Raw genomic sequence first — 24,539 nt, 5'->3', positions numbered from 1 at the left:
CATGAAATGCTCACGATTGCAGTCAAGTAAGAGTCTGCCGCCTGGAAACAGGCGGCGAACTCGCTGTTACCGATGACAAGAACTTAAGCAAACCGGTGACAATTCGTGTGAGCAGTCTGGTGACAGCTCATGAGATCAGTAACACTTCATCTCTGATCAGAACATCCCACTCATCAATAATTATAATAAATTTCTGTCCAACAATATTTTTAATACGCGAAAGACTTTCCGACAAACTTATCTCTTCTTCAGGCAGAACACCAGGGTAAATCTCTCTCAATTCAGCCTGTACGGATTTCGTAATAAACGCTACAACATTATCCACATTATCACAATTTGCCAGAAACCACTGAATATCAAGATGAATCACATCATACTTATTAAGATGCGTCTTAAAATCGGATTCCCTGCTTATATCCAGCCCTGAAAACATTTCTTCGGAATTACAGCCTTTACTATAATAAGCGGCCAGCATATTTGCAGCATATGATTTTCCAAACCTGCGTGGTCTGCTGTTACAGATATAAGCTTCTGTTGTATTAAGTACGCTGTTTGTATATTCCAACAATCCGGTTTTATCCACATATATCGGAGAATTCAGTGCCACCTGAAATGCACTGTTATCAGGATTTACAAATCTACCCATTCCTTACACCCCACAATCAAAAAACAGCTTCACGTTACCAAAATTTTTAGTAAAATAATGATAGCATGAAACTATTTTAACGTAAAGCTGAAAAAAGCTGTTATATATCCAGACACCCGGGCTATATCGGGATTCTATAAAATAATCTCAGTTATTTTGCGTAAATAGAACCAACAATCTTTCCCCGTAATGTACATGGCAGAATTTTACATAAGAATCTCAGAATCTTATACTTCACACCCGCCACACAAATTGGTGCGCAGTTCTTTTTTTGTGCAATCCGCGCAATATATGTACCAATAACCTCCGGCGACATCCCACTCAGTTCATCTTTCTCCATCTGACTGACACCGTGTGAAATACGGCCGCCGTATTCATCATCACCCAAAACTGTCTTTTGTCTGGCCTGGGTAAAACCGGTATGAATATCTCCAAGTTCTACTGCTGTTACCCTGACACCATAAGGACTTACTTCATTATCAAGCGCGCAGGAATAAGAAGACACTGCTGCTTTACTGGCAGAATAAAATGCCTGAAACGGAATGTGTGCCACCGCTGCCACAGAACTGATATTGACAATATGTCCACTGTGCTGTCTGCGCATAGATGGAAGAACAGCTCTGCTTACATTGACAGTTCCAAAAAAATTCACATTAAACTGCGCTTTCGCCTGTTCTGATTCTGTAAATTCCACCGCACCTGAGATACCAAAGCCTGCACAGTTTACAAGAATCTCGATCCTTTCTCTTTCCGAAAGGATCTGCTCAACAGCTTCCTGCACGGAAGCCTCATCTGTCACATCTACGCACATATGCTTCACGCCTTCTACCGGAACATCCCGGCGACTGAACTCATAGACTATGTAGCCAGCCTTACTCAATGCTGCTGCAGTACATCGTCCGATTCCGGAACTTCCGCCGGTGACAAGAGCTGTTCTTTTCTGTTTTGATTCCATATTGTCGCTTACCTCATTCCATTTTTTCTTCTTACCACACGGGTAAATTCCTGTCGTATTTCCTCATTCTTGATAACTGCCTGCACCATTCGTCCTGTGCCATAACATCACCACAAATCATATTGTTTCATAGTTTCTGCGTTTCGATATTCATGTTTTTCATAATATCCTATCAGTCTTCCCTCTTCTCTGAGTGCCACCATATAAACATCTTTATTTTGCTTCTCATTATGGAAAGTATAGACAAGGTTATGGCTCTCATCTGCCGCAAACCAGTCCACTACCTTCTGTATTTTATCCCTGGATTCCTGATTATGACAATCTAACAGACTTCTTCCAATAAGTTTATCACCGCCTCGCTTCGCATAGCTGTTAACAGCTGCCGGATTCATGTAGATAATCTCATGCTTAAGATTGCATATAACAATCGAAGCCCTGTCCTGGTCAATAATACTCTTATAAAAACTAATCATATATTTTTTTATGTCCTTTCATTTTTTTTCTTTCGTCTAATAGTTTACTATCCACATCAAATATCTTTAAATATCTGTTGGCATACATACAGACACCATCAATGGTATTTGTAATAAATCATTACAAAATTTTCGAAATAAAATAATCTGCCTCAATAATATGCCTTACATTCTTCTCCCTGGAGTCAACAATACTCACACGTCCATTCTCCGCTGTCAAAGTCACACTGGAACCATCATTCCGATAAACAGTCATATGTTCCACTGGGCGTTCCAATGTCTCTATTGGATCCTTCATCTTTTTTAATCGCCGATACTCATATTCCGGAATAAAAAATTCAAGTTTTGAAATAGCTCTTTTTTTCTTTAATGGTGTTTTTCTTAATGAACCATTTTTATTCATAAAACGATCCGCAAATTCAACATTTTCCGTCATTTTATCAATTACATCCGAAATCCCGTGAATTAAAAACTTTATCCTCACACGACTGAAGTCGCGTGCTTCCAGACGCTTTAGGCGTCAGACTAAATATCGGCGGATACGCCTGTAACTTAGGTCAGCGCAGTTATGCGCATTTTTCCATGCCAGATATGGCAGGTTCCCACATTGCAGGTAGTCCACTGTATATCTGCCTGCATTTATGCTGCCTTTAAGATTTCCATTTGTAAATGAAGTTCTTTCAGATCTGCATAAACACATGAGGTTCTACGCTTTACCGGAGGGACTTTTGCCTCCAGCAAAGACCTTTCCGTTACCGGAAGGGATTTTAAAAGTTCTCTGATAAAATATCTTGCTCCGATATTATACGATGCCGACAGGTCACAGTTATATCTTTTTCCTGTCTGGAATACACAAAGACTGTGATTTTTCAGGTCACGGGACACACTTCCGGAGCCATCGTATGCAAGCCTGCTCGTATTCCATGCGCAGACTCTGGATACCCGCATTCCTTTTCTGTGTGCCTGATGCTCACAGCGTTTCTGGATATCCCGTTTTCTCCACAGATGCAGTTTCTGTTTTTTCTTTCCGGATATCTTTCCCTGCATTTCCAGATACTCGAATACGATCACATCTGCATGGTTCTTTTCTGCATTTTTTACGATCGCACCTGCAATTTTTCTTCCCAGCTCTATGTTCAGGCGTTTCGTATATGCCCATCTTCCCCGTGACTGCGCAGAGCCGTGTTCCCTCTGGAATCTTCGGATCCGGCCCAGTGTGCGGTACATCCGGTCTTTTTCACTGGGATGATTGATAAATTTTCTCCCCAGGACAGTTCCGTCTGCCCGCATAATGGTACAGACCGCATCGGTATTGATTCCCAAGTCCACACTACAGATGATCTGTTCTTTTACCGGTGTTTTCGTAAGTGTCACTTCTTCCGTATAAGAAAAACGCAGGAAATATTTATGGTGCCTTTTCTCCAGTGTCGGGGCTGATGCCTTTTTCCCCGACCAGTTCTTGCGCAGATATTCCATATCTGTGTGATTTAAACGCACACAAAACCATTTCCAGTCATGACCATCATACAGTTTCAGGTATGCTTCGTCTTTTCCTTCTTTTTCCTCTCTGTACATGACATCACGATAAAAAACAGGCATGGCATGATTCTCATACGCCAGTCTGGGTTTCCCTGCTTTTTCTCCTGACTTTTCCCACAGTTCCATCCGTGTTTCGTAAGAAGATACACTTCCCAATGCATGCTGGATTGCGGCTCGCCTCAGGTAGGACGGCATCTTCGGAAAGCGAAGATCAAAATCAAAGCGTGCAGGATTCTTTTTTGTAGTATGCACCAGATGCTCTGCAGCATTAAACCGCCTTTTGGCATCCGGTATCTCTGCCAGTTCTTCCCACACCTGCTCATATATTTCTGTCAGGTAACTGACCACAGACCGGTAGATTTCCAGTGTCTGGCGGACTGGGATATTCTGTTTTCGTAATTCTACGCCATAGCTGGATACGGTCTGCATCTCTTTTCCTCCAACAAATCATTTCTTCTGTCAGGCTTTTTTCTTTTCTTTTTCCTTTTGTCCTTCGATGTAGGCAAGCACCTGGTCTCTGCTCCTGTCACTGACCGTTATGGCACAGTAAGACGGATTCCACAGATGCCCACCCCACAGTTCCTTTTTTAACTCCGGATGCGCAAGAAACATCTGGCGTGCAAGATTTCCTTTCATGATCTTGATCATATCTGAAATATAAAACTGAGGTTTACAGTCCACAAGCAGATGGATATGATCCGGCATCACCTCCATTGCCAGGATCTGAAATTTATATTCTTCTGCAAGATTCTGTAACATTTCTTCGCATTCTGTATCGATTCCGTTTTTTAAAACCTTTTTTCTGTATTTTGTACACCAGACAAGATGATACTGCAAGGAATAGACATATCCCCTACCATATGAAAGTTTGTTTTTATCTATATTAAATATATCTTTTTCCATATAAATATTATACCATATGTATTGGTTTATGTAAACATTTGTTCTGTTGTTTTGCAAAAAAATTTGCGCGTCTAACTCATCACTGGAAGTAACGAGAATGCGACGCGCAGTTATTCAATCTGATCAATCGATCTTTCCTGTAATACTCCTGTTATAATTTTCTTATAGTCTTCTTTTGAAATTTCTACTGACAGCTCATTTCTTCGTCTGTCATAAGTTTCCCCTGATTCATAAGTAATTTTATAGCAATAATTAAAGTTCAAATCTTCCATGCCTCCAATCAAAAATAGCTTCATGCCATCAAAATTTTCAACTAAAATAATGATAGCATGAAACCATTTTAGCGTAAAGCAACATTCTCCATAAAGAATTCAATAATTTTTTAGCCAATTTATTATGAAGACTATTGCTAAATTCATCAATGATCAGCATTCCGGCATTTTCTATTACCCTGATCAGATGAGGCAGCAAATCGGCAAATACCTGGTTTCCCTGCGATTCGCCCTTGTTGCCATAGAGCAATTCCACTTCTTCGTTTCAGGATTAATCCTTAATAACTGACAACTTCTAATATTAATATATTTATGAAAGAATTCTTCCAACGATTCAAGCGATCCACAATATTCGAACTCTATTGCGCTAAACTCCAATGTCACATTACATTTATAGACTTTTCATCAACTTTTTACTAATTCATTATTTTATTTATCGGTTAGTTAGATGGTCAGACCCTCAGTATATTCATAAAAAAGCATCATTGACTGGATTAATTTAAGTCTTAAACTCTTTTTATACAAAAATATTGTTAGTATTGATTTATACCGATTATAGACGCTAACCAAATCTTGTTATCCAATCATTTATTTTTCTATATTATACAATTTCATTTTGCAGTTGGATATCCGAAATTTTGTATTGAATCACCCTGAGGCATATTTCCATCAATTCTGCCACAGCAATATCTATTTTTAAGAGTTTTTCATTTTCTTTTCCAGAGTCACCATGAAAATAGTGATTTCTCAAATCAATTAACTTTTGCATACTTCCTTTATCGATTGCTACTTCATTACCGCACTCCTGAAGATTACATATTTTCAGTCTGTTCAATATATTTGCTAGTTTTTGTGCACGTCCAATATCCGTCATTCTGCTCAAATTTCCCTTTAGTGTACTCAAAATTTGTTTGGATTTATCAGCCTCAGAATGAAGTTTTCCTTTAATTTCCTGTAGCACTTCATTCACATTCTCAACAGAGAGCATTTTATTAGCACCAGCCAATCCAGCATATTCTTTTTCTATGAATTCAATAATAGCAAATAAATGAAAAAATTTGCTGTTCATATTCTCGGAACCAAGTGCAATAAAATATTCCTCAATAAGAAATTTCAATTTTTCATCTATTTCCAAATTTAATAGAGATAAAAACTCATTCTTATCCAAATATCCATATAATATACAGGACGTGCTTACTTTCATTTCTATTTTAGATTGAACCTGAATGCAAATATGTTTCATTCCATTCTGATCTACATATTCCACAGGCTCACTTAACTTATCCAGTAAGCTTTCATATGGTTCATACGGCTTAACACTCCAGTTTATACTATCATTCTCCCATTGCACCTTTGGCTGAAAACTTTGTTTATTGCAATTATGTATATTCAACTGAAGGCTAAGCGTTCTGCATATATCCAATAAACTATTTTCAATTTTTCCCCAGGCTTCCGTTTTTTCATGCGCTACAATATTTTCTACCCTTAAAGAAAAATATTTTTCTGGTAATGTTCTCTCTTCATTCTGCCAGCCACAACTTAAACAAAATTGCATTTCCTCTTGAGCTATTATGCTGTTTCCTGGATAATCTTCCAATGGCTCATTTATAGTGTAAGCTTTCTTCCAAAAAATGTTTTCTTTTACCCCCATTATAAATTCGGAGGAATCTTCTTCGTTACCATTCAAGTCTCTACTGTTATATCGTAAAATAATATCAGCTGAAAAACATCCCAATCTTCCCATTCTTGTATTCCTCAAAGAATCAATTGTGAGCCCGTTATTTATTCACAAAATTGCCACTTTATAAATCCTGCTATTCTTTTGTACTTTCTTCAAAATCTGTAAACTTCAAAAGGTATTCTTCAATTATTTGATACTGAAATTTTCTAATCAACTGTGTTTCATTTTCTTTACAATGCTTCATTGCAAGGCATAATTTTTTTCTTTCTTCGTTATCTTCAATAAAAGCATTTGGATTATATTGTAGTGGATATACTAAACGAAGAACAGAAGCAAATTTTTGCAAATTTTCTCCATTCGAAGTTTCAAGCTTTCTAATAAGTGTCTTCACATCCAAAGCCTTAAGAAATGGAGATAATTTTTTTGTGTAATCCTCCTGTTTTTGGGGATGTTTCACATTTAAACAATAATCATATATTTTTTGTGCCCAATTATCTTCTTTCAAAAAAATATTTAAATCATCTTCTGATTTTTTCTCCATGGATTTATTATAAACTTCCTGTAATTTTCGAATATACTGTTTATACAATTGTTCAGTTTTCTTTGATTCCCAGGACATTGTACCTATACAATCTAAAATTCCAGTGGCACTTTTGGTTTCAATTCCTTCACACATTGCTTTAATTAATCGATCTACATATTCAATATCGAATCCAGCCGTGTAAATTTGTAAAAAAATTTGTAAAATTTTGTCGTAGGAGCCAATATCATACATTCCGTTTCGCGCGTTTTCTATTACAGCATTCATATTATTCACTATAAAATCATCACTATCTGCTCTATACCATTTATCTTGTAATAAATTAACAGGATCATTTTTGAGTAATTTTGTTCTGGTTTCCTCCACATCAAACTTTTTAAAAACTATCTTTCCTTTTTCAACATTCAACCAACTATACTTTATATAATCTTCTATGACTCGAACCCGAAATTTCACTCCTTCTATATATTCAGCATCGTTCCAATCATCCTTTAATTTTCCTGTTTTAAATAAAATGCAGCTATCCCAGCATGACAGGATAACCCGTTTATAGATAAAATCTTTATTTTCGTAATCCTCACCGTCCAATACCTGAAGCAACTTATCCATTTTTTGTAAAAAAAATTGGAAGGTACGGAAATTAACATGTTTCGCTTTTTCCATACTTTCAGCCAGATAATTAATATTTTTTTCAAGCTGTCTTCTGTCATTCGTATTATATGTAAAGTTTTTTTGAATTAAATTGCTCATAACTTTTTTAGTATCAGGATTATAGTGAAATACAGTACCAACAATTTTTTCCCGAATATGCTCATATTCTGATTCCACACCAAATACTCTGGCAACACGCTCTTTTGCCACATTTAAAGATACCTTTTTTATTTTTTCATTTTCAGGCTGTTTATTTTGCATGGACATAAGATATTTTACAAGTTGTCCATTTCCAGGTTCTGTAAAATCAAGTGTTTCATCCTTCCCAATAACTGCACGAATCTGCAATGCTAATGTCTGTGCATCTATCTTTTTTCTGAGTTCTTCTTGATTGGCAATTATAATAACTTTCATTCCAGCCTGTTCAACAAATCCATTAATATATCCGAGAATATCCTGTATGGAACAATCGCATCTTTCCAGATCATCAAATATCAGAACACAATTTTTCATTGGACAAATATGTTTAACGGTATTTTGAACTATGTTTTTAATTTTCTTTTCTTTTATATCAATATCGCCCAGTTTTCCCATAAAGGGAGATCCAATATCAATTATTGTTCCAATTACATTTTCAACCAGTTCTGTATGTTCTGTCACAAGTTTACTTTTATCCTTAAGCAGATAATCTAAATATAGCTTTTTTCCTAGCTCCTGAATATTAGAAATGCCATACAAAGATACATACAGTACTCTCTTCTCGTTAGATTCAATTTTCTTCAATAACACATTCTTCACGAAATATGTTTTTCCACTTCCCCATGCTCCATCAATCATAACAGCATAATTATAGAAATTGGTATCTATATAATACTTAATTTCTTTTAGAATACTGCTCTCACTTAAGTACCGCTCATCCATCTCTTGTCTTCCCCTTCCTATAATCCTCTCACCTACAGCATTAGCATTCTGCACAATACTGTAGCTTATGCCAATCTTCTATTTGAAATTTATTATTTCTTTCTTTTCTATGGAAAAGGAAAAATTCTTTGCCAATTATCATCGGGATTAAAAATATCTTCCGTATCATCTTCATTTTTAGCCCAAGCACCAAAAAAGTCTTCTGCCATTCCCTCTGTAATTGTACTAATAATCGCTTGAGGATATTTACAATGTCTCGCAACCCGATAAAAATCATCCCAGTCAACCACTTCCAAAACCTTATTTTTCTCAGAATTTATAAAATATGTAAAAGTATATTTCATAATATCTTCATCCAATATCATCCAATCACCATTAGAATTTGAAAGAATCTTTTTTTTATATACCTTCTCAATCTGCTCCGACTCTAATTCAGTAAGTTCTGCCAATATTGCACAATATGTCACCACATCTTCATAATCCACTAATTCTTGAAGTCCTGTAGCTGGAAATTTATATGAAAACAATTCTCTTTGTCCCTTAAGTGTGAATAGCATCTTTTCTATTTTTTCTGCCAACTTCTTATTTAAATGATTTTTAATTTCATTGTATGTTGTCTTCAGAACTTTTTCATGAGATGTTACCATCAAGTTGGGAATATCACTTGTATTTCTATATGGACAAACATATAAAAATGCTCTTGCAGCGCAAAACATTGCATAGTATTGAAGATATGGTACAGTAATTAACAGATTTTTTTCTATAGAATACTCTGCCGAATTTAAAAGCAATGTAGCTGCCATTATCATTTTAGATGCACAATACGTTCTCAACATCCACTCAGAATTCAAAAGAGAATTCATTTCAATTATTCCGTCTTCATTTTTACAGAGTTTTACAAATTCTCTATATGTTGCATCTTGGAATTTCTGTATCTCTTCATCCTCTACATACCAATTCGATAAATAAGGAAAATCCATTAATTTACTCTCACCCTTCATATTCCAGCCCCCTATGCTTTTTACAATCATCTATTTTCGTCTATAACTTTTTTCAAGTATTACCCGTTACTAACCTTTTTTATAAGTCTATTATACATTTTAATTATCTTTTTTTCCATAAAAAAGGAACTCCAGCTGTATCACCGTTACTGTTCAAGGGTTAGCTGGACTTGAGAAAACCGATGGTGTAGACTGATAACAGTCAAAGCCATCGGTTTTCTTTATCCAAATATTCTGGACACTCTGTCATATATATTGGCCGGATCTTCAAGGCGCATCAAAACAAGCATGCTCATGCATTGGCAGAGATAATCGATGTTTTCGAAACTTCTGAATGTCACGGCCTGCGCCTGTTTCCGCTTATAATTCCTTAGAAGCCTTTCGGCTTCATTATTCGTGGCAGGTACCCGGATATCATGCAGGAACAACAGATGGTTGTGCATGTATTTCTCCATTCTCAGGAATAAATTGTACCCGTCTTTATAATAATCATTTGCCGGAATGTTTTCATATTCTTTCCGGGCAGTTTCCAGTATCTCACGGTATCGTTTTTCGAATCCGGAGACTATTTCCGGATCTGGTCCGTGTGGCTGCCGGCATCCATTTCGGAAGTGGACCATTTCCTGCACCAATGCATGCATTTTTTTATTCCAGGTACGGTCTGGTTCGTTCTCTATGCTGGCTTTCAGATACCGCAGTACATGGGCAAGGCATTCCTGATGATCTGCTCCATAATTATAAAAGGTAATATCATGGTCATGGACAAGGATCCCCTGATAGTCTTCTGTAACCGTACCCTTTACTCCTTCGTGTCCCTTTTTCTCGCGGGCAAAGTACAGGGCTTTTCCGTCCGGTGTTGCACAGACATATACCTGGCAGCTCTTTCCGTTTTCCCTGGCATTTGTACAATCCGTATGCATAACAGGGGAAAGCAGCATATCTGCATAGGCAGACCTGCGTTCAGGCTCAGTTTTTAAAGCAAACTCCCGGTTTAGTCTGCTTATCATGCCTTTGGAAATATTCAGTTTTCCACCCGTCAGGTCGGACAGAAATGCCCTGCTCTTATCAATGGATGTACAGCAGTCATTGTTCAGAAGGAACAGAAATGCCCGTATGCTGCCATCATAATTCACATCATCGATAACTCCGTCTGGAAATGCTGCATGTGCACGTTCTCCCGTATGACTGTTATAATAAACATCTGCATGATATTCCGTTACATTCAGGACCATACGGATACTTACCATCTGCTTTACGATGGTCCTGGCAGTCTTTTTAAAAGCACAGTCTTCGAGCACTTCTTCAGGTAGAGGAAGAAGAATAACTGGCTGTGTAGGCTCCTGTCTTTTCCGGCAGTGCCCTTTGTGGCCGGGCTGCCCGCCTGGTCTTCTGCCTGTTTTTTTCCTGTTGTTTGTGATCTTTTTACATCGTACTGCTTTTGAAGAAGGAATAGAAGAGTTTTCATAATCACGGTTGATCTGTGCCCGTAGTTTCAGATTCTTTCCCTGTTCTTCTTCCAGTCTGGATGCCGCTTCATAAAACTGATGTCTGAAAACGGCTGCTTTATCCAGTGCATCATCTCTTTGTTTTTCTGCATTCAGTGCACGAATCTCTATTTTTCGGAGTTCCTGCGCGGACCTTTTTTGTGCCTTTTCAAACTCCCGGAGCATATCCTCCAGTACCTGAAACCAGTAATTGCGCACACGGATCGTTTCTTTGTGCGCATCTGCAAGTTCTTTTTTCAGCTTCTCAATCTTATGTTCATAAACGTTGTACTCTTTCTGATGAAGTTCTTCTAACTGGATATATCTTTCACCAGATTCCAGTTCTTTGTTTCTGCGTTGTGCAGCTTTCAGCCGACACATGAGAGTGATATGATCATAAAAGTATCAGGCATACGTTTTCCTCCGGTACAGTCCTGCTAAACACTGCTGACGATATCTGTAATCTTTGAGATATGATTCTCGAGATATTCGATCAGCTCTTTCTGTTTCTGGATGAATTCCTCCTGGATCTCGATCTGCCTGAGATAGCCGTCAAGAAGTTCATCACATTTTTTTAGTTCCTGTATAAAATCAATTTCCATAAAAACAACCTCTCTTTCTTGAAAAAAGTATAGCAGAAATGCAGGAAAAAAGCGAATTTCCGGAAATGACCCATTGGGCAATCTGACTGTGGATAAATCTCCATTATAAGATTGGAAATGAGTAGATATAAGGCCTCTGTCTGAAAGAATGGATAGGATTCGGTGTATAACTTTTGTGAAAAAGAACAGCAGAAAAAACTATAAATACAGTTTTTTCTGCTGAAGATAATTATCCACAAAATAGAGAAAATAATTTCGTCACTTTTTACAATGACTTATACATACCTTTGAACAGTAACCTGGGAGTAACGTTTTAATTCTTTGTCATCAATGATAATGGAATGATTCACAAATAAATCTTCAAATGTACGAAAGAACTCTTTGTAGTTTTCCGGGTCTTTCTGACTGCTGAACCGATAATTCCATTCTATTCCTGAGGTCAGCGCACTTCTGGAAATATTGGAAGAACCGATATAAAGTTCACTGTGATCTGTATAATGGAAAATGTAAGACTTTGGGTGAAAGGAACGTCCTTTTTCGCAATAAAATCTAAGATCAACTCTGTCACCAAGTTTTCTTTTGATCAGATATAGTGCTGATGGCTGTGTAATTCCAAGGTAGTTTCCTGTCAGGATTCGGATTTTGGCTCCACGTTTCAAAGTATGTTCCAGTTCTTTCAGCAGCATTCTCACTCCGGATTCCATAAGAAAAGAAACAATGATATCAACGCTTTCCGCTTTTTTCATACTCCGGATCAGCTGATAATATAGCTGTCTTCTTTTATCCGGTCCGCCGGTCATTGCATCTGTGGAATATTCGTTTTCATACCCGATGTTTACTTTTTCTGCAGAAGTAAATTCAGCCATTTTTCCTCACCTCTTCCCGGTCGGACATCTCCTGTAATCCATTGTTCTTCTATTTTAAGGCCATGCATGTCATGTATGAAATCTTTAAATGTATCTGTCGTAAAATCGGTAAAATATCTTCCGTTCCGTTCACCTTCAAATTCTCCGTATTTAAAAGAGGTATAAATCCATCCTTTCGATTTCAATGCTGCATACATATTTTTCAAAACTTCACGCAGTTGTTTTTTCGGCAAATGGAGAATAGATGCACAAGCCCATATGCCATCATATTTTTCTTTTTCATCCAATTCCTGAAACAACATCTGCCTGACTTTGATTCCCGTATATTCACTTGCAATCCGACACAATTGTTCTGAACCATCAACTGCATCCACCTGATATCCACGACTCAGAAAGTACTTTGTATCTCTACCTGCACCGCAGCCAAAGTCAAGAATATACGCATCTGGGTTAAGTTTCTCCAGAAATTTATCTTGCACTTCTGTAAACTTTACCGAAACAGTCCCAGAGGCAAAAGACTGCGCATTTTCGTTGTAATATTTTAATGTTTTATCTATATCTGCCATATATTCACTCACCAAATGCCATCCAGCACTGATTTCACTCCTGTTTTATCTGCAAAATACCTGTTTTGTTTCTTATGACTTAATTTTTCTGATAAATCTAACTTCTTTGTGACATATTATACAATTTTTTGACATAAACAGCAACAATTTTCGTCAGACATTTTTTATTATATTCACCTATCTATAATACGCAAAAACTGTTGCATATTTCTTTTTTGATATCTTTTCTCTTTCATCAACTTCCATATAAAAAAGAGAACCAGACTGCGCATAGGTTTCTTCCCCTACATACAGTCTGGTTTTCTGATTCCATCATTCATTTCTGGTAATAAGTCAATAAATCAGACATTCTATTACTCTTCCGCATCCATCTCCGCCTTAATCTCATCCTCGCAGTCTGCCATTGCCTGTAATGTCATAGTGAGCAGCTTCTGCAGTTCCCAGCCGAGTTGTTCGGCGCCGCGCTCGATGACTTCTCTGGAGCATCCTGCTGCGAAGCCTTTACTTTTATATTTCTTCTTGAGGGATTTGAGTTCCATGTCTTTTGTACTTTTGGATGGTCTCATAAGTGCTGCTGCCCAGATAAGTCCTGTAAGTTCGTCAGCCGCAAAAAGTACTTTTTCCATTTCGTGTTCCGGTGCTACGTCAATAGTTGCGCCACATCCTACTGTGATGCCATAGCCATGGGATACAACTGAATGGATCAAGTCTTCGCCTACGCCTGCTTCGCGGAGCATTTCCGGAGCTTTCAGACAGTGTTCTTCCGGATACAATTCAAAGTCGATATCGTGGAGGAGTCCTACAATTCCCCAGTATTCTGCATCTTCACCATAGCCAAGTTCACTGGCATACCATTTCATTACTGCTTCTACAGTCAGGGCATGCTGAATGTGGAAGGGATCCTTGTTGTATTTCTTTAATAATGTGAATGCCTCATCTCGTGTAATTGTTTTCATTATTTTGTCACTCCTCATATCTGAATTGTCAAGCGGATAAAATATCTGCTTTGCTGCTTGCTCATAACTGAATAACTGCTCTGCAGTTTATCTGTCAATCTGAATCTGGCATACTTCCATTGCTTTCAGTGCATTCTCATGGCTTTCCGGTGTTACGCCTGCGCAGCATTTAGCGTCTACGATGATCGGAACTTCCGGGAGAGATGCTTTTGCCAGAAGTGCATTGGAAATAACACAGATGTCTGTGCATAAACCTACAAATGTGATACTTTCGATTTCATTATCCTCATTCATTGCCACCAGTTCTCCTGCAAGATCTGTGGAACCAAAGGTTTCTTTATCAATGGGTTCTGTTTTTCTGAGTGCATCTAATTCGCTTCGGATCTGCCATCCTTCGGTGTCACGGATACAGTGCGGTACAGGAAGCTTCTTTCCTTCCTGGGTGTCAAGATAGTAAGTCTCATGGGTGTCTCTGGTAAAAAGAACAACTCCATCAAAGTTTTTGATTTTCTCTTTTACGCCAGGTACAATGGCAACTGCTTCTTTTGTTCCAAGAGCTCCGTCGATGAAGTCATTCTGCATGTCTACAACTACTAATACCTTCTGCATATTTCCTTTCCTTTCGTTCTTTCTGCACATTTTTTCAGATAATCCTATAAAATCTCTGGAAACGTGTGCTGTTATTATTTGTTATTACTATACAACGACAAAGTGTTTTTGTACAGGCAAAAGTGCCTGTTTTACTATAGCAATTCCATAAAATATCAATCATCTATTTTTCAGTATATTTTTCAAATCTGTACTTCTGTTTAATATCCGGATATTTGTCTCTGTCCACTTCACTCATAAACATATCATAGGGTCTGGCGCAGATTTTGAAAGGTGCGTAAAGTGCCTGATAGATCATCAGTTTTTCACCGTTTTCTGTATGATGGGCTACTGCAAGGACTTTATAGAGATATTCAGAAGTATCCGGGGATACCCATTCTCTTTTGAAATGCTGTACAATGTCGCCTGCATGGATATCGTGTTCCGGTGGTTCCGATGTGTTTTCATTTTCTGCACTGTCAGGTTCTTCCGATTCTGTGTTGAGTTCCATATATTCTTCTTTATCAAGGGAAACCGGGATTCCGGAACGGCCATTGATGTGGACGCCGCCATACCAGGTGCCTGTGACCTCACAAATATCACCTACTTCGTATTCCATGCTGCAGTCATTATTTTTCTTTATGATTCTGATCTTTGCCATTTTTTCTCCTCGTTATATATATATCTATTTCTTCCTGCCTGATAATCATGTATGTTTCAAATAAGACCTGCATACACAGGCATTATTATCACCATGATTATCATCATACCACAGTACATTAAAAACACGTCCTGTCATGTATCCATAAAGTCTGTGACTACCAGTAAGTCGTAGTGATATCAGTGATTCTGCTTCAATATATTTTGATGCCAGTCGATCTTGTGCACTCTTATTAAGATCATTTACAATAATCGAATGGTTTTGTTTCTTATCTTTAACCAGAATTTCACTCCACGTCTGACTTTCAAAAGCTCTCAGTCGAGGAATTATTTCTGTCCAAATCGTATTTCCTATATGTTTTTGTGAAAATGACCACATTTCCTGATCTGAACTGGCAAAAGACCAGGCTGGATTTTCCGAATAATATTGCTCAGGGTTTCCGCCCTGAGCAATATTTTTTCCCTTAGGAATTTCTCTCTGTCTGACTTGTTTATATTTCTTAGAGGCCGCCATAATATAATGCCATACTTTCTTTTGTAATTATATTGTTGCATCCCATTCCCGAAGGAACTCCTTTTCTGGCTTTCAACCAGGGATCTTCCATATGTGTTAACTGGCTCAGCCACTGTGCATCATGGCCTCCATAATATTCCAGTACTTTGCCAATTGTATCTTTTTGGTCATCTGTAAGATTCTCTTCCCCACCGGTTTCATCTTTTGCACTGACAGAATACATTCCCTTTGTCTTGAAAAATAATTCCGGACATACCGGTCCATTTGCCCATGCCTGAAAATCTTCATCAAATAAAGGAGCATCATCCCAGACAAGTGCCCATGCCTGAGAATAATAGCATAACTTCTGAAGTTTCATGGTTGACATTTTACCCGACTTCTCCAGAATATATTTTGCTGTATCAAATACATTTGCCATTCTGTTTCCTCCTCTTTTTTTACTAATATAGCACTGTATTTCATTTCTGAACAGTATATATATTATGAAATTTTCATAAACACTCTGACATCCATTTCTTTACCATGAAAAAAATTTATTTCCAATTTTTCCAAATCTCCGGCTGATATCCCACTGTCGCCTGTTTTCCGTTTCTTACCACAGGGACTTTGATGATGCTCTGGTTTTCGAGGATTTTCTCTGCTTTGTCTTCCTCTGCAATATAGGTAATCAATGCCAGCAGGTCTTTATCCTTGCAGTCAGTATCTATCAGCTTGTTATAACCACCAATTGCCTGGCAGACAGATTGGAATTCTCCTTTACTTAATCCTTTTTCTTTCATATCTATAAACTGATATTTAATTCCCCGTTCTTTGAAATAGCGTTCTGCTTTCTTGCTGTCAAAGTTTTTCTTTGTACCAAAAATCTGTATATTCATAGTCTAATGCTTTCTCCCATTTTTTTTAGAATTATTGTTCCTGCTATATTTTCTCTTTTCCTGCCTGTTCATTTTAAATTTCCATCCATTTCACATTTTTTTCAAATTCTCACCACATATTTCTCACATTTTCCGGTTATATTATTACCTGTACAGAGCAAAGAGTAACTGCAAATAAAACTTTTTCTTTTTCATACTTTTGCCGGGAATCAATAAGGTTCCCGGCCTCCTTCTTTTATTCCGTTATTTTTTATTCCGTTAGATTTTCTTTTTAATATGGTTATAGATGTTCAGTCCTTTTGTCTGTCCGTATTTGGAAATGATAGATCTGTAAATCTGCTGCTTTCTGTTTTTGTCTTCTGCATTTTTCTCCACAGTTGTAGAAACATAGTTTACCACTTCCTTTGGCATGCCTGCCTTGTCGAGAACCAATATCAATTCCTGCTGCAATCTCTTTGTTCCGGCTTTCATGTCAATTATCTTTTGTTTTGGCTTTTTTGTATTCTGATTCTCTGATTGTTTGGCCGACTGCTTTTCAGGTTGTTCAATCAACTGTTTTTCTGTTTTCTGATCAGTTTGTTCTGCTACCTGTCTGTCTTTTTCTTTACCGGTCTGTTTTTTTACCTGTTTTCTTGTCTGTACCTGTTTTCCGGAAATCTTTTCGTTTCTGGAGATTTTCACATTTTCTTCTGCTTTCCAGAATTCTATAATATGGTCAAAGCCTGTATCTTTGCTGATTACAACAATTTTGCATTCTTCATCCTGACCTGTGCATTCTTTTCCTATCAGATATCCCAGATAAGAGCCCAGATGCATATCTGCAGACTGATTTCCTGTCGGTACTTTATGTGTGACCAGCTTTGCTTCTCCGTGATCATTAATAATATCAAGATCTATTTTTCTGCTGTTGTCTGTATAAAAAAGATGGATAATATCTGTTTCCCGTAATTTACCACATCCTTTGAAGCCTTCACTTCCTACATTTTCATAATCAATTAAATAATAAGTTTTGATAATCTTCATCCTCTCTTTATTTTTCTCTGCTGTATAATACTCTGTCATTTTTCAGCCGGATAATTCTTTCCTATTTTAACATGCATCTTTCTTCGGCACAACCACATAGTGGCAACTCTCCTGGTTAGTATTTCCTGGTTGTCTTTCCTGCCTGTTCCAGTCAGACAGAATATTATCATATCCACGAATAGTATTCCCATATTGCCACCATAATAAATTTACATACCTTTTGTGAAAAATGACGGTTTTTTCATCAAATTTAAGTTGATAAATCTTTAACAAATTTCAAAAAAAGGCAAAAATCCTGTTGATTTTAAGCGTTAAATATGTATAATAATAAAAGAGAAGCGATACCCATTCGCTTTTATGGTAAGGTATCTTAAGCCTGTTTAAACAGGCGCTTTCATTAACGAAGAAAAGAGGTTAAACGTAAGATGGCAAAAATCGATTTAAGCAAGTATGGCATTACCGGAACTACAGAAATTGTCTACAATCCTTCTTATGAAGTATTATTTGAAGAAGAAACCAAACCGGAACTGGAAGGCTTTGAAAAAGGTCAGGTCAGCGAACTTGGTGCAGTTAACGTTATGACAGGTATCTACACAGGACGTTCTCCTAAAGATAAATACATCGTTATGGATGAGAACTCCAAAGATACAGTATGGTGGACAACAGACGAATACAAAAACGATAACCATCCTGCAACTCAGGAAGCATGGAATGCAGTAAAAGAAATCGCTAAAAAAGAGCTCTCCAACAAGAGACTTTTCGTAGTAGATGCATTCTGCGGTGCTAACAAAGATACTCGTATGGCTATCCGTTTCATCGTTGAAGTTGCTTGGCAGGCACATTTCGTAACAAATATGTTCATCCAGCCAACAGCTGAAGAACTTGAAAACTTCGAGCCAGATTTCGTTGTATACAACGCTTCCAAAGCTAAAGTTGAAAACTATAAAGAATTAGGCCTTAACTCTGAAACAGCTGTAATGTTCAACATCACAACTAAAGAGCAGGTTATCGTAAACACATGGTACGGCGGAGAAATGAAGAAAGGTATGTTCTCTATGATGAACTACTTCCTTCCACTGAAAGGCATGGCTTCCATGCACTGCTCTGCAAACACAGATATGAACGGCGAAAACACAGCTATCTTCTTCGGTCTTTCCGGAACAGGTAAAACAACTCTTTCCACAGACCCGAAACGTCTCCTGATTGGTGATGACGAGCATGGCTGGGATGACAACGGCGTATTCAACTTCGAAGGCGGATGCTACGCTAAAGTTATCAACCTTGACAAAGAATCTGAGCCAGACATCTACAATGCGATCAAACGTAACGCTCTTCTTGAGAACGTAACACTTGATGCTGAAGGCAAGATTGATTTCGCAGATAAGAGCGTAACAGAGAATACTCGTGTATCTTATCCGATCAACCACATTGAAAACATCGTTCGCCCGATTTCTTCTGCACCGGCAGCTAAGAACGTAATCTTCCTGTCCGCAGATGCTTTCGGAGTACTTCCTCCGGTATCTATCCTGACAGAAGCTCAGACTCAGTACTATTTCCTGTCTGGATTCACAGCTAAACTTGCTGGTACAGAGCGTGGAATCACAGAGCCTACACCTACATTCTCTGCTTGCTTCGGACAGGCATTCCTTGAACTGCATCCGACAAAATACGCAGAAGAACTTGTTAAGAAAATGGAAAAGAGCGGAGCAAAAGCTTACCTGGTTAACACAGGATGGAACGGAACAGGAAAACGTATCTCCATCAAAGATACTCGTGGTATCATCGATGCAATCCTTAACGGAGATATCCTTAACGCTCCTACTAAGAAGATTCCATTCTTCGATTTCGAAGTTCCTACAGAGCTTAACGGCGTAGACACAGGTATCCTTGATCCTCGTGACACATATGCTAACGCTTCTGAATGGGAAGAAAAAGCAAAAGATCTTGCCGGAAGATTCATCAAGAACTTTGCTAAATACGAAGGAAACGCTGCTGGTAAAGCACTTGTTGCAGCTGGTCCTCAGTTATAATTTAAATTGTCCAGATAATTATGAAAGGGATGCGAATCATTCGCATCCCTTTTGTTTTTTACTTTTTCACGGATTTTCTTCTCTTCTTCTTCTCTTCATAAAGAGCCTTATCTGCATCCTTAAATGCCTCGGAGATTATCAGATCGCCACCGCAACGGATCACATGATATCCTACAGACAGTTCCACATAATATGGCTTTTCTGATTTCATATTAAATGCAAGATTTTCCTCCTGGATCCGTTCTCTGAGCTTCTGCCCATCCTGCGCATTTCCAGGAATCATTGCGCAGAATTCGTCTCCACCTATTCTTCCGGTGATACTCTGTTTTCCTGCTGCTGATTTCAATACCTCCGCACATCGCCTGATGGCAAAATCCCCTTCTATATGTCCAAAGCAGTCATTAATCTCTTTCAGGTGATCCAGATCTGCAAAAAGAATTACAACCTCTTTCCCCTCGTACTCCCGGTTCATCTGTACTGCTTTTTCCATAAACCCTCTTCTGTTCAGACATCCGGTCAGGGCATCTGATTCAGAAAGGAAATTTAAAACTTCATTCTTCTCCTCAATCTCTCTGACAAGGGTCTCCAGCTTCTGCTGCATCTTTTTCTGTTCTCTGGACATCTGATACATACGAAGCATATTTCCGATCTGTCTGCTGATCAGATAAAACAATGACAGATTTGCAGGATCAATTTCTGTCACCAGAATCCCATATTGCATTTCTCCTGAAAAAAGGCAAAGAACGGTTGCAACATAATTACTGTCATCCTTCTTGTTACATCTAATCTTTCCATCAGCGGAAAACCCACTGAAAACTTCCGAACGTTCTCCCTCTTTATAAGCTATGACCTCGCCGCCAATCTGGCGCGCAACCAAATACATTTTCTCCGGACATTTCCATTCATCATTCCTGTAATGGGCTACAGGTTTCTCAAAAATATAAAGATATGAAGCCTTGGCATTTAATGCATTTAATTTTACAAGTGCCCGCCTGTACATTTCCCGCTCATCATTCATATGAGATAACATATCCTTGGAAATCAACGGTACAAACCAGCTCTCCTGCTGAAAGGTACTGAAACGTTCTTTCTCTTTTTTGATATTATATGCCATAATTTTATCATTCAGCAGCCTTTTCCGCAGAAGCAGATTCCTGATATTTTCCCTGTCCGGTTTTTCTTTGTTTAATTCTATTCGAATACATTCATCAACAAACTGATCCAGAGCTTTCATCAAAGAATGCATGCTGATCAGATTTCCTGTTTTGCTGAGAAATAAACTTTGCAGCCCTCTCTTTAGATTGTCTTCGCTCTCTGTAATTCTGAAATCTACTTTTAAAATAGTTCTCAGATACTCCTGCACTTCATCTTTTAATACCTGGTTCGAATTTTCTGAAAGAATCTCCTTCATTATATCATTCAGGCATCTCTCTGTAATATCTGACCATTGTATTTTTTCTTCAGAAATCAAATTTTTTTTATGAAATTTTTTTCGTGCAGAGCATCCACAGGATTCACGTATCTTCACTTCTGCCGGAATTACGATAGAGTGATTTTTCCCACCTTTACACAATTCTAAGGCATCAAGTACTGCCATATCCCCCATGTCAAAGGCATTCTGTAATACAGTTGTCAGTGGCGGATTCATTGTTTTTGCAAGTTCCCAGTCATCAAAACCGGTAATGGCAATATCTTTTCCTACTACCAAGCCTCTTTTTCCGCATTCCCTGTATGCAGTCTCTGCCATCACATCATTTGCACAGATCATTGCTTCCATGTCCGGATAGGCATCCAAAAGTTGATTGACCTGCCTATGTACACAGGATGAATAATCTCCATAGGCAATCCGCTCCGGTCCGAAAGGAATCTCATATTTTTTCATCACATCATAGACTGCCTGTCTGCGTTCTCTGGCATCTGTATTTCCATGGGGACCTGCAAGATAGGTGAAATTGCTAAAACCATGATCCCTTATCAGATGTTCTGTAATTGTGTACATTCCATTGTAATTATCAGCAATAATAGAAGTGGCTTCTCCGGTCTGGTCTCTTTCTTCAAGAAGAACCCTTGGCTTATCTTTGTATTTTTTCAAAAATATACTGCTCTCATTTTCATCCAGAAAAATACAGAGTGATCCATAGGCAATGATCAGTGCATCTATATCTGCAAATGCCTGATAATCATATACAACATTAAACTGATAATCGTAGTCATCCTCTATATCTTCTCCAAAATAAGATTTATAATAATAACTGCTGTGAATTCCAAGAAAAAATATAATATTAACATCTATAGATTGAGCTGTATGAAAAATCCCCTGCATCAGATCCATCGTATGCGGAGAATTTGCATTTCCCACCATTACACCAATCGTATATCTTTTTTCCACAAATTGCGCTTCCTTTCCAAAAGCTTAACTTTCGTTTTATTTTACAATAATTTTATGTGTACTTCAATATATTTTGTCTATTTTTATTTAGTTATCAAACAATCCTCTTTGGTAGAATCATCATATTATTATATTTTTATTATTAAAAAAGGAACAAGATTGTCGTATATATAATCTAATATACTTTTTATACAATAATCCTGTTTCATTAATCTATTCTTTTTTTCAGACAGATAAGATTCCCCTCTTAAATACTATTCATAACTGAATATCTGATCCAAAAAAACTTCTTTATTCAGTTAAATCTGATACCACTTAATCTCATTTGTCTCCAGATGTAACCGAAAGCTGCTTCCGTCTTCTCTGTAAACAGTAGTATCCTGTGGCTCATAAGTATTATTTACTACGCAATATTTACCATTCTTTACATAAGCATGTACTTCTACATTGTAGTTAGTGGAATACCAACAGTAAAGTTCTTCCTTAGCAGATGCTGACCAGAGAACTGCTCTGTAGAATATACGGCTGTTTTTAAAGCTGTATGGAAGTCCACTGATATAAACGCCTCTTCCTTTTCCGAATTTCTTTACAGCCATCTGTACTTCCTGTTCTTTCTGGATCAGGATTTCTGTCTCCGTCAATGCATAAATATTCTTCTTGCCTTCTCCAAAATCAACATCTCCCTCTGCATCCTGCAGGATAAAATGATCTCTGTGTTCTTCCCAGTTATATTTATCAGTGTTCAGATTGAATCCATGCTCCTCTTCCACACCAAGAATATCATCCAGCTGGAAGAATTTGCCCTGCCACTGATGTTTTTCCCCAACAGTTCAGAACTGCCACACGTTTCACGCAATAGGGAGTTGTTCCCTGAATATTATCATACAGAGTACGGAATTCCTCACATGCTTCTTTGATATACTGTACAAAGTCCGGGAATTCAAGGGCAAGTTTCAGATATCCGCCGTAACCTATTCTCTGGATCGGGCTTCTTAAGATTGCTCTTCTTGCTGTTACCCAGTTCACCTTTGCCTCTTTTACAGGATCTCCTCCTTCATGGAAGGTATCCGGGAAGAAATATGGCGGGAATCTTCCTTCTGTATATTTCACATTCTTAATGTCACTGAATAAACGTAAGGTTGCTCCGTTTCCAACACTTCCCACTACAGCCTCCAGTCTGATAGATGCAAATTCATCCATAAAAGGTTCCATGCCAATCCAGTGATCTCCCATGAACATCATGGCCTCTTTTCCGTATTCATGTACGATATCTACCATCTGTTTGGCAAGTTTCGCAACTTCACGTCTCTGAAATGCCTGGAAATCTTTGAATTCTTTTGAAGGAATCCGATAGGTATTGTTCATATATCCCTGATCAATGATATATTCCGGTCTGAAAGGATAGCCCACTTCTTTCTCAAACTGCTCCAGAATATATGGGCTGACAGATGCAGAATAGCCAAACCAGTCTACATATTTCTCTCTTGCAAGTTCATCAAATACAAGCGTAAACTGATGGAAAAAAGTAGTAAATCTTACAACATTTACATACTCATGAGTATCCAGAAATCTGCGCAGACGTTCCAGAGAGTGTGCTCTTGTTTTCGGCTGACGCACATCAAATGTAATCTGCGGTTCTACGTCTTTCCAGTCATTTACTACTGCATTGTACATATGTACAGGATCCCACATAATATATGTCAGGAAACTTCAGTATATTCATGGAAGCGTTTCGTAGATAAGATCACTACATTTCCTGTCTCTTCTTCATATGACCACTGATCTGTCGGTACCGGCTCTCCTGTGGTACGATCCATTACTTCCCACCATCTGCGGACATCATCTCTTGTGTTGACTGCAAGCATATCCGGATAGAGGTGATCCATCAGATGAATCTCCAGTGTATCTGCAACCGCTGTGTGGAAAGATGTCATAATATACATCTGCTGGATTTCTTCCGGATGTGCTTTCGCCCAGGCATTGTCCTTACGGGTTGTATAGTAGGTTGCATAAATTTTGGCACCTGTGTCTTTTAATTTCTGCGGAAATTCTGTTCCGTCACAGTCACGTATAGCATCAGCGCCCCACTCTTCTATCATTTCCAGTGTCTGTGGAACTACATCCAGGTCAGTTGGTATGGTTACACGACCTTTTCCCATTTTCTGTTACCTCCTTCATTTTGCTGACAAGCGGATAATTACTGTCCGTTCACTTCTGTAATCACATTATTTTCAGTCTATCTGTTTATAAAATACTTTCTTTCAAAATTTTTTTCAATTCACTTTTTGCTTTGTTTTTTAGAAATCTTGCTCTTACAAAAAAATTATGGTATTATAGAAAACACTGTCATTCAGAATCCACAAACAAAATTGCTACAAATATACTCATCTGCCGTAAACCGAA

At 38.0% G+C, this 24,539-nt stretch carries 21 protein-coding genes and 3 pseudogenes; 1 reads left to right on the top strand and 23 read right to left on the bottom strand.

Annotated elements, in window-relative coordinates; translation table 11 throughout:
• Positions 1-145: 145 nt before the first annotated feature.
• The 21 genes and pseudogenes from ACTNC6_RS05095 to ACTNC6_RS04995 form a co-directional block, all read right to left on the bottom strand.
• Positions 146-646: pseudogene (locus ACTNC6_RS05095) on the bottom strand (AAA family ATPase); the annotation flags it as partial.
• A gap of 151 nt (positions 647-797) precedes the next feature.
• Positions 798-1,601: an SDR family oxidoreductase gene (locus ACTNC6_RS05090; RefSeq protein ID WP_441043363.1), complete on the bottom strand. Its 804-nt coding sequence runs from the start codon at positions 1,599-1,601 to the stop codon at positions 798-800.
• A 107-nt stretch (positions 1,602-1,708) separates the two neighbouring features.
• Complete coding sequence (locus tag ACTNC6_RS05085) at positions 1,709-2,074, bottom strand: PAS domain-containing protein (RefSeq protein ID WP_441043362.1); 366 nt, start codon at positions 2,072-2,074, stop codon at positions 1,709-1,711.
• A gap of 121 nt (positions 2,075-2,195) precedes the next feature.
• A complete protein-coding gene (locus tag ACTNC6_RS05080) occupies positions 2,196-2,510 on the bottom strand; it encodes a hypothetical protein (RefSeq protein WP_441043361.1) in 315 nt (104 codons plus the stop codon).
• Between the two features lie 203 nt (positions 2,511-2,713).
• Positions 2,714-4,042, bottom strand: coding sequence for an IS200/IS605 family accessory protein TnpB-related protein (locus tag ACTNC6_RS05075; RefSeq protein ID WP_441043360.1), 1,329 nt, complete (start codon positions 4,040-4,042; stop codon positions 2,714-2,716).
• A 30-nt stretch (positions 4,043-4,072) separates the two neighbouring features.
• Positions 4,073-4,516: an IS200/IS605 family transposase gene (tnpA, locus tag ACTNC6_RS05070; protein WP_020994059.1), complete on the bottom strand. Its 444-nt coding sequence runs from the start codon at positions 4,514-4,516 to the stop codon at positions 4,073-4,075.
• Positions 4,517-4,626: 110 nt separating this feature from the next.
• Positions 4,627-4,779 carry a hypothetical protein gene (locus ACTNC6_RS05065; protein ID WP_281217605.1) on the bottom strand — a complete coding sequence of 51 codons (153 nt, stop codon included), beginning with the start codon at positions 4,777-4,779 and terminating at the stop codon, positions 4,627-4,629.
• Between the two features lie 610 nt (positions 4,780-5,389).
• On the bottom strand, positions 5,390-6,532 hold the full coding sequence (locus ACTNC6_RS05060; RefSeq protein WP_441043359.1) for a hypothetical protein: 1,143 nt from the start codon (positions 6,530-6,532) through the stop codon (positions 5,390-5,392).
• A 70-nt stretch (positions 6,533-6,602) separates the two neighbouring features.
• Entirely contained in the window at positions 6,603-8,582 is a 1,980-nt protein-coding gene (locus ACTNC6_RS05055; RefSeq protein WP_173742889.1) for a P-loop NTPase fold protein, read from the bottom strand.
• Positions 8,583-8,689: 107 nt separating this feature from the next.
• Entirely contained in the window at positions 8,690-9,583 is an 894-nt protein-coding gene (locus ACTNC6_RS05050) for a hypothetical protein (RefSeq protein ID WP_441043358.1), read from the bottom strand.
• A gap of 221 nt (positions 9,584-9,804) precedes the next feature.
• A complete protein-coding gene (locus ACTNC6_RS05045; RefSeq protein WP_441043357.1) occupies positions 9,805-11,448 on the bottom strand; it encodes an IS66 family transposase in 1,644 nt (547 codons plus the stop codon).
• A 56-nt stretch (positions 11,449-11,504) separates the two neighbouring features.
• Positions 11,505-11,669, bottom strand: coding sequence for a hypothetical protein (locus ACTNC6_RS05040; RefSeq protein ID WP_441043356.1), 165 nt, complete (start codon positions 11,667-11,669; stop codon positions 11,505-11,507).
• Between the two features lie 299 nt (positions 11,670-11,968).
• A pseudogene (locus tag ACTNC6_RS05035) lies at positions 11,969-12,535 on the bottom strand (phospholipase D-like domain-containing protein); the annotation flags it as partial.
• A complete protein-coding gene (locus ACTNC6_RS05030) occupies positions 12,505-13,101 on the bottom strand; it encodes a class I SAM-dependent methyltransferase (protein ID WP_055149465.1) in 597 nt (198 codons plus the stop codon). The pseudogene ACTNC6_RS05035 and the gene ACTNC6_RS05030, both read right to left, overlap by 31 nt.
• A gap of 353 nt (positions 13,102-13,454) precedes the next feature.
• Positions 13,455-14,057 (bottom strand): HDIG domain-containing metalloprotein, encoded by a 603-nt coding sequence (locus ACTNC6_RS05025; RefSeq protein WP_441043355.1) that lies wholly within the window; start codon positions 14,055-14,057, stop codon positions 13,455-13,457.
• A gap of 87 nt (positions 14,058-14,144) precedes the next feature.
• A complete protein-coding gene (locus tag ACTNC6_RS05020) occupies positions 14,145-14,666 on the bottom strand; it encodes a cysteine hydrolase family protein (RefSeq protein ID WP_120062444.1) in 522 nt (173 codons plus the stop codon).
• 163 nt (positions 14,667-14,829) lie between these two features.
• Complete coding sequence (locus ACTNC6_RS05015; RefSeq protein ID WP_441043354.1) at positions 14,830-15,306, bottom strand: DUF1653 domain-containing protein; 477 nt, start codon at positions 15,304-15,306, stop codon at positions 14,830-14,832.
• Positions 15,307-15,351: 45 nt separating this feature from the next.
• The gene (locus ACTNC6_RS05010) at positions 15,352-15,819 is read right to left on the bottom strand and encodes a hypothetical protein (protein ID WP_441043353.1); all 468 of its coding nucleotides are present in this window, start codon (positions 15,817-15,819) and stop codon (positions 15,352-15,354) included.
• Complete coding sequence (locus ACTNC6_RS05005; protein ID WP_441033107.1) at positions 15,806-16,237, bottom strand: Panacea domain-containing protein; 432 nt, start codon at positions 16,235-16,237, stop codon at positions 15,806-15,808. Before ACTNC6_RS05005 ends, ACTNC6_RS05010 begins: the two co-directional genes overlap by 14 nt.
• A gap of 115 nt (positions 16,238-16,352) precedes the next feature.
• Positions 16,353-16,694 (bottom strand): arsenate reductase family protein, encoded by a 342-nt coding sequence (locus tag ACTNC6_RS05000; protein ID WP_441043352.1) that lies wholly within the window; start codon positions 16,692-16,694, stop codon positions 16,353-16,355.
• Positions 16,695-16,952: 258 nt separating this feature from the next.
• Positions 16,953-17,717 (bottom strand): PIN domain-containing protein, encoded by a 765-nt coding sequence (locus ACTNC6_RS04995; protein WP_441043351.1) that lies wholly within the window; start codon positions 17,715-17,717, stop codon positions 16,953-16,955.
• A gap of 425 nt (positions 17,718-18,142) precedes the next feature.
• Here ACTNC6_RS04995 and pckA point away from each other — a divergent pair, with 425 nt between their 5' ends.
• A complete protein-coding gene (pckA, locus tag ACTNC6_RS04990) occupies positions 18,143-19,747 on the top strand; it encodes a phosphoenolpyruvate carboxykinase (ATP) (RefSeq protein WP_055149436.1) in 1,605 nt (534 codons plus the stop codon).
• 58 nt (positions 19,748-19,805) lie between these two features.
• Here pckA and ACTNC6_RS04985 read toward each other — a convergent pair whose 3' ends face one another.
• Together ACTNC6_RS04985 and gnpA are read right to left on the bottom strand one after the other, a co-directional pair.
• Positions 19,806-22,136, bottom strand: coding sequence for a diguanylate cyclase (locus tag ACTNC6_RS04985; protein ID WP_441043350.1), 2,331 nt, complete (start codon positions 22,134-22,136; stop codon positions 19,806-19,808).
• A 299-nt stretch (positions 22,137-22,435) separates the two neighbouring features.
• Positions 22,436-24,295: pseudogene (gene gnpA, locus ACTNC6_RS04980) on the bottom strand (1,3-beta-galactosyl-N-acetylhexosamine phosphorylase).
• Positions 24,296-24,539 lie beyond the last annotated feature (244 nt).

The organism is Blautia sp. HCP3S3_C4 (assembly GCF_052064095.1).
Lineage (GTDB): Bacteria > Bacillota > Clostridia > Lachnospirales > Lachnospiraceae > Blautia_A.
This window is presented reverse-complemented; position numbering and strand designations above follow the sequence as displayed.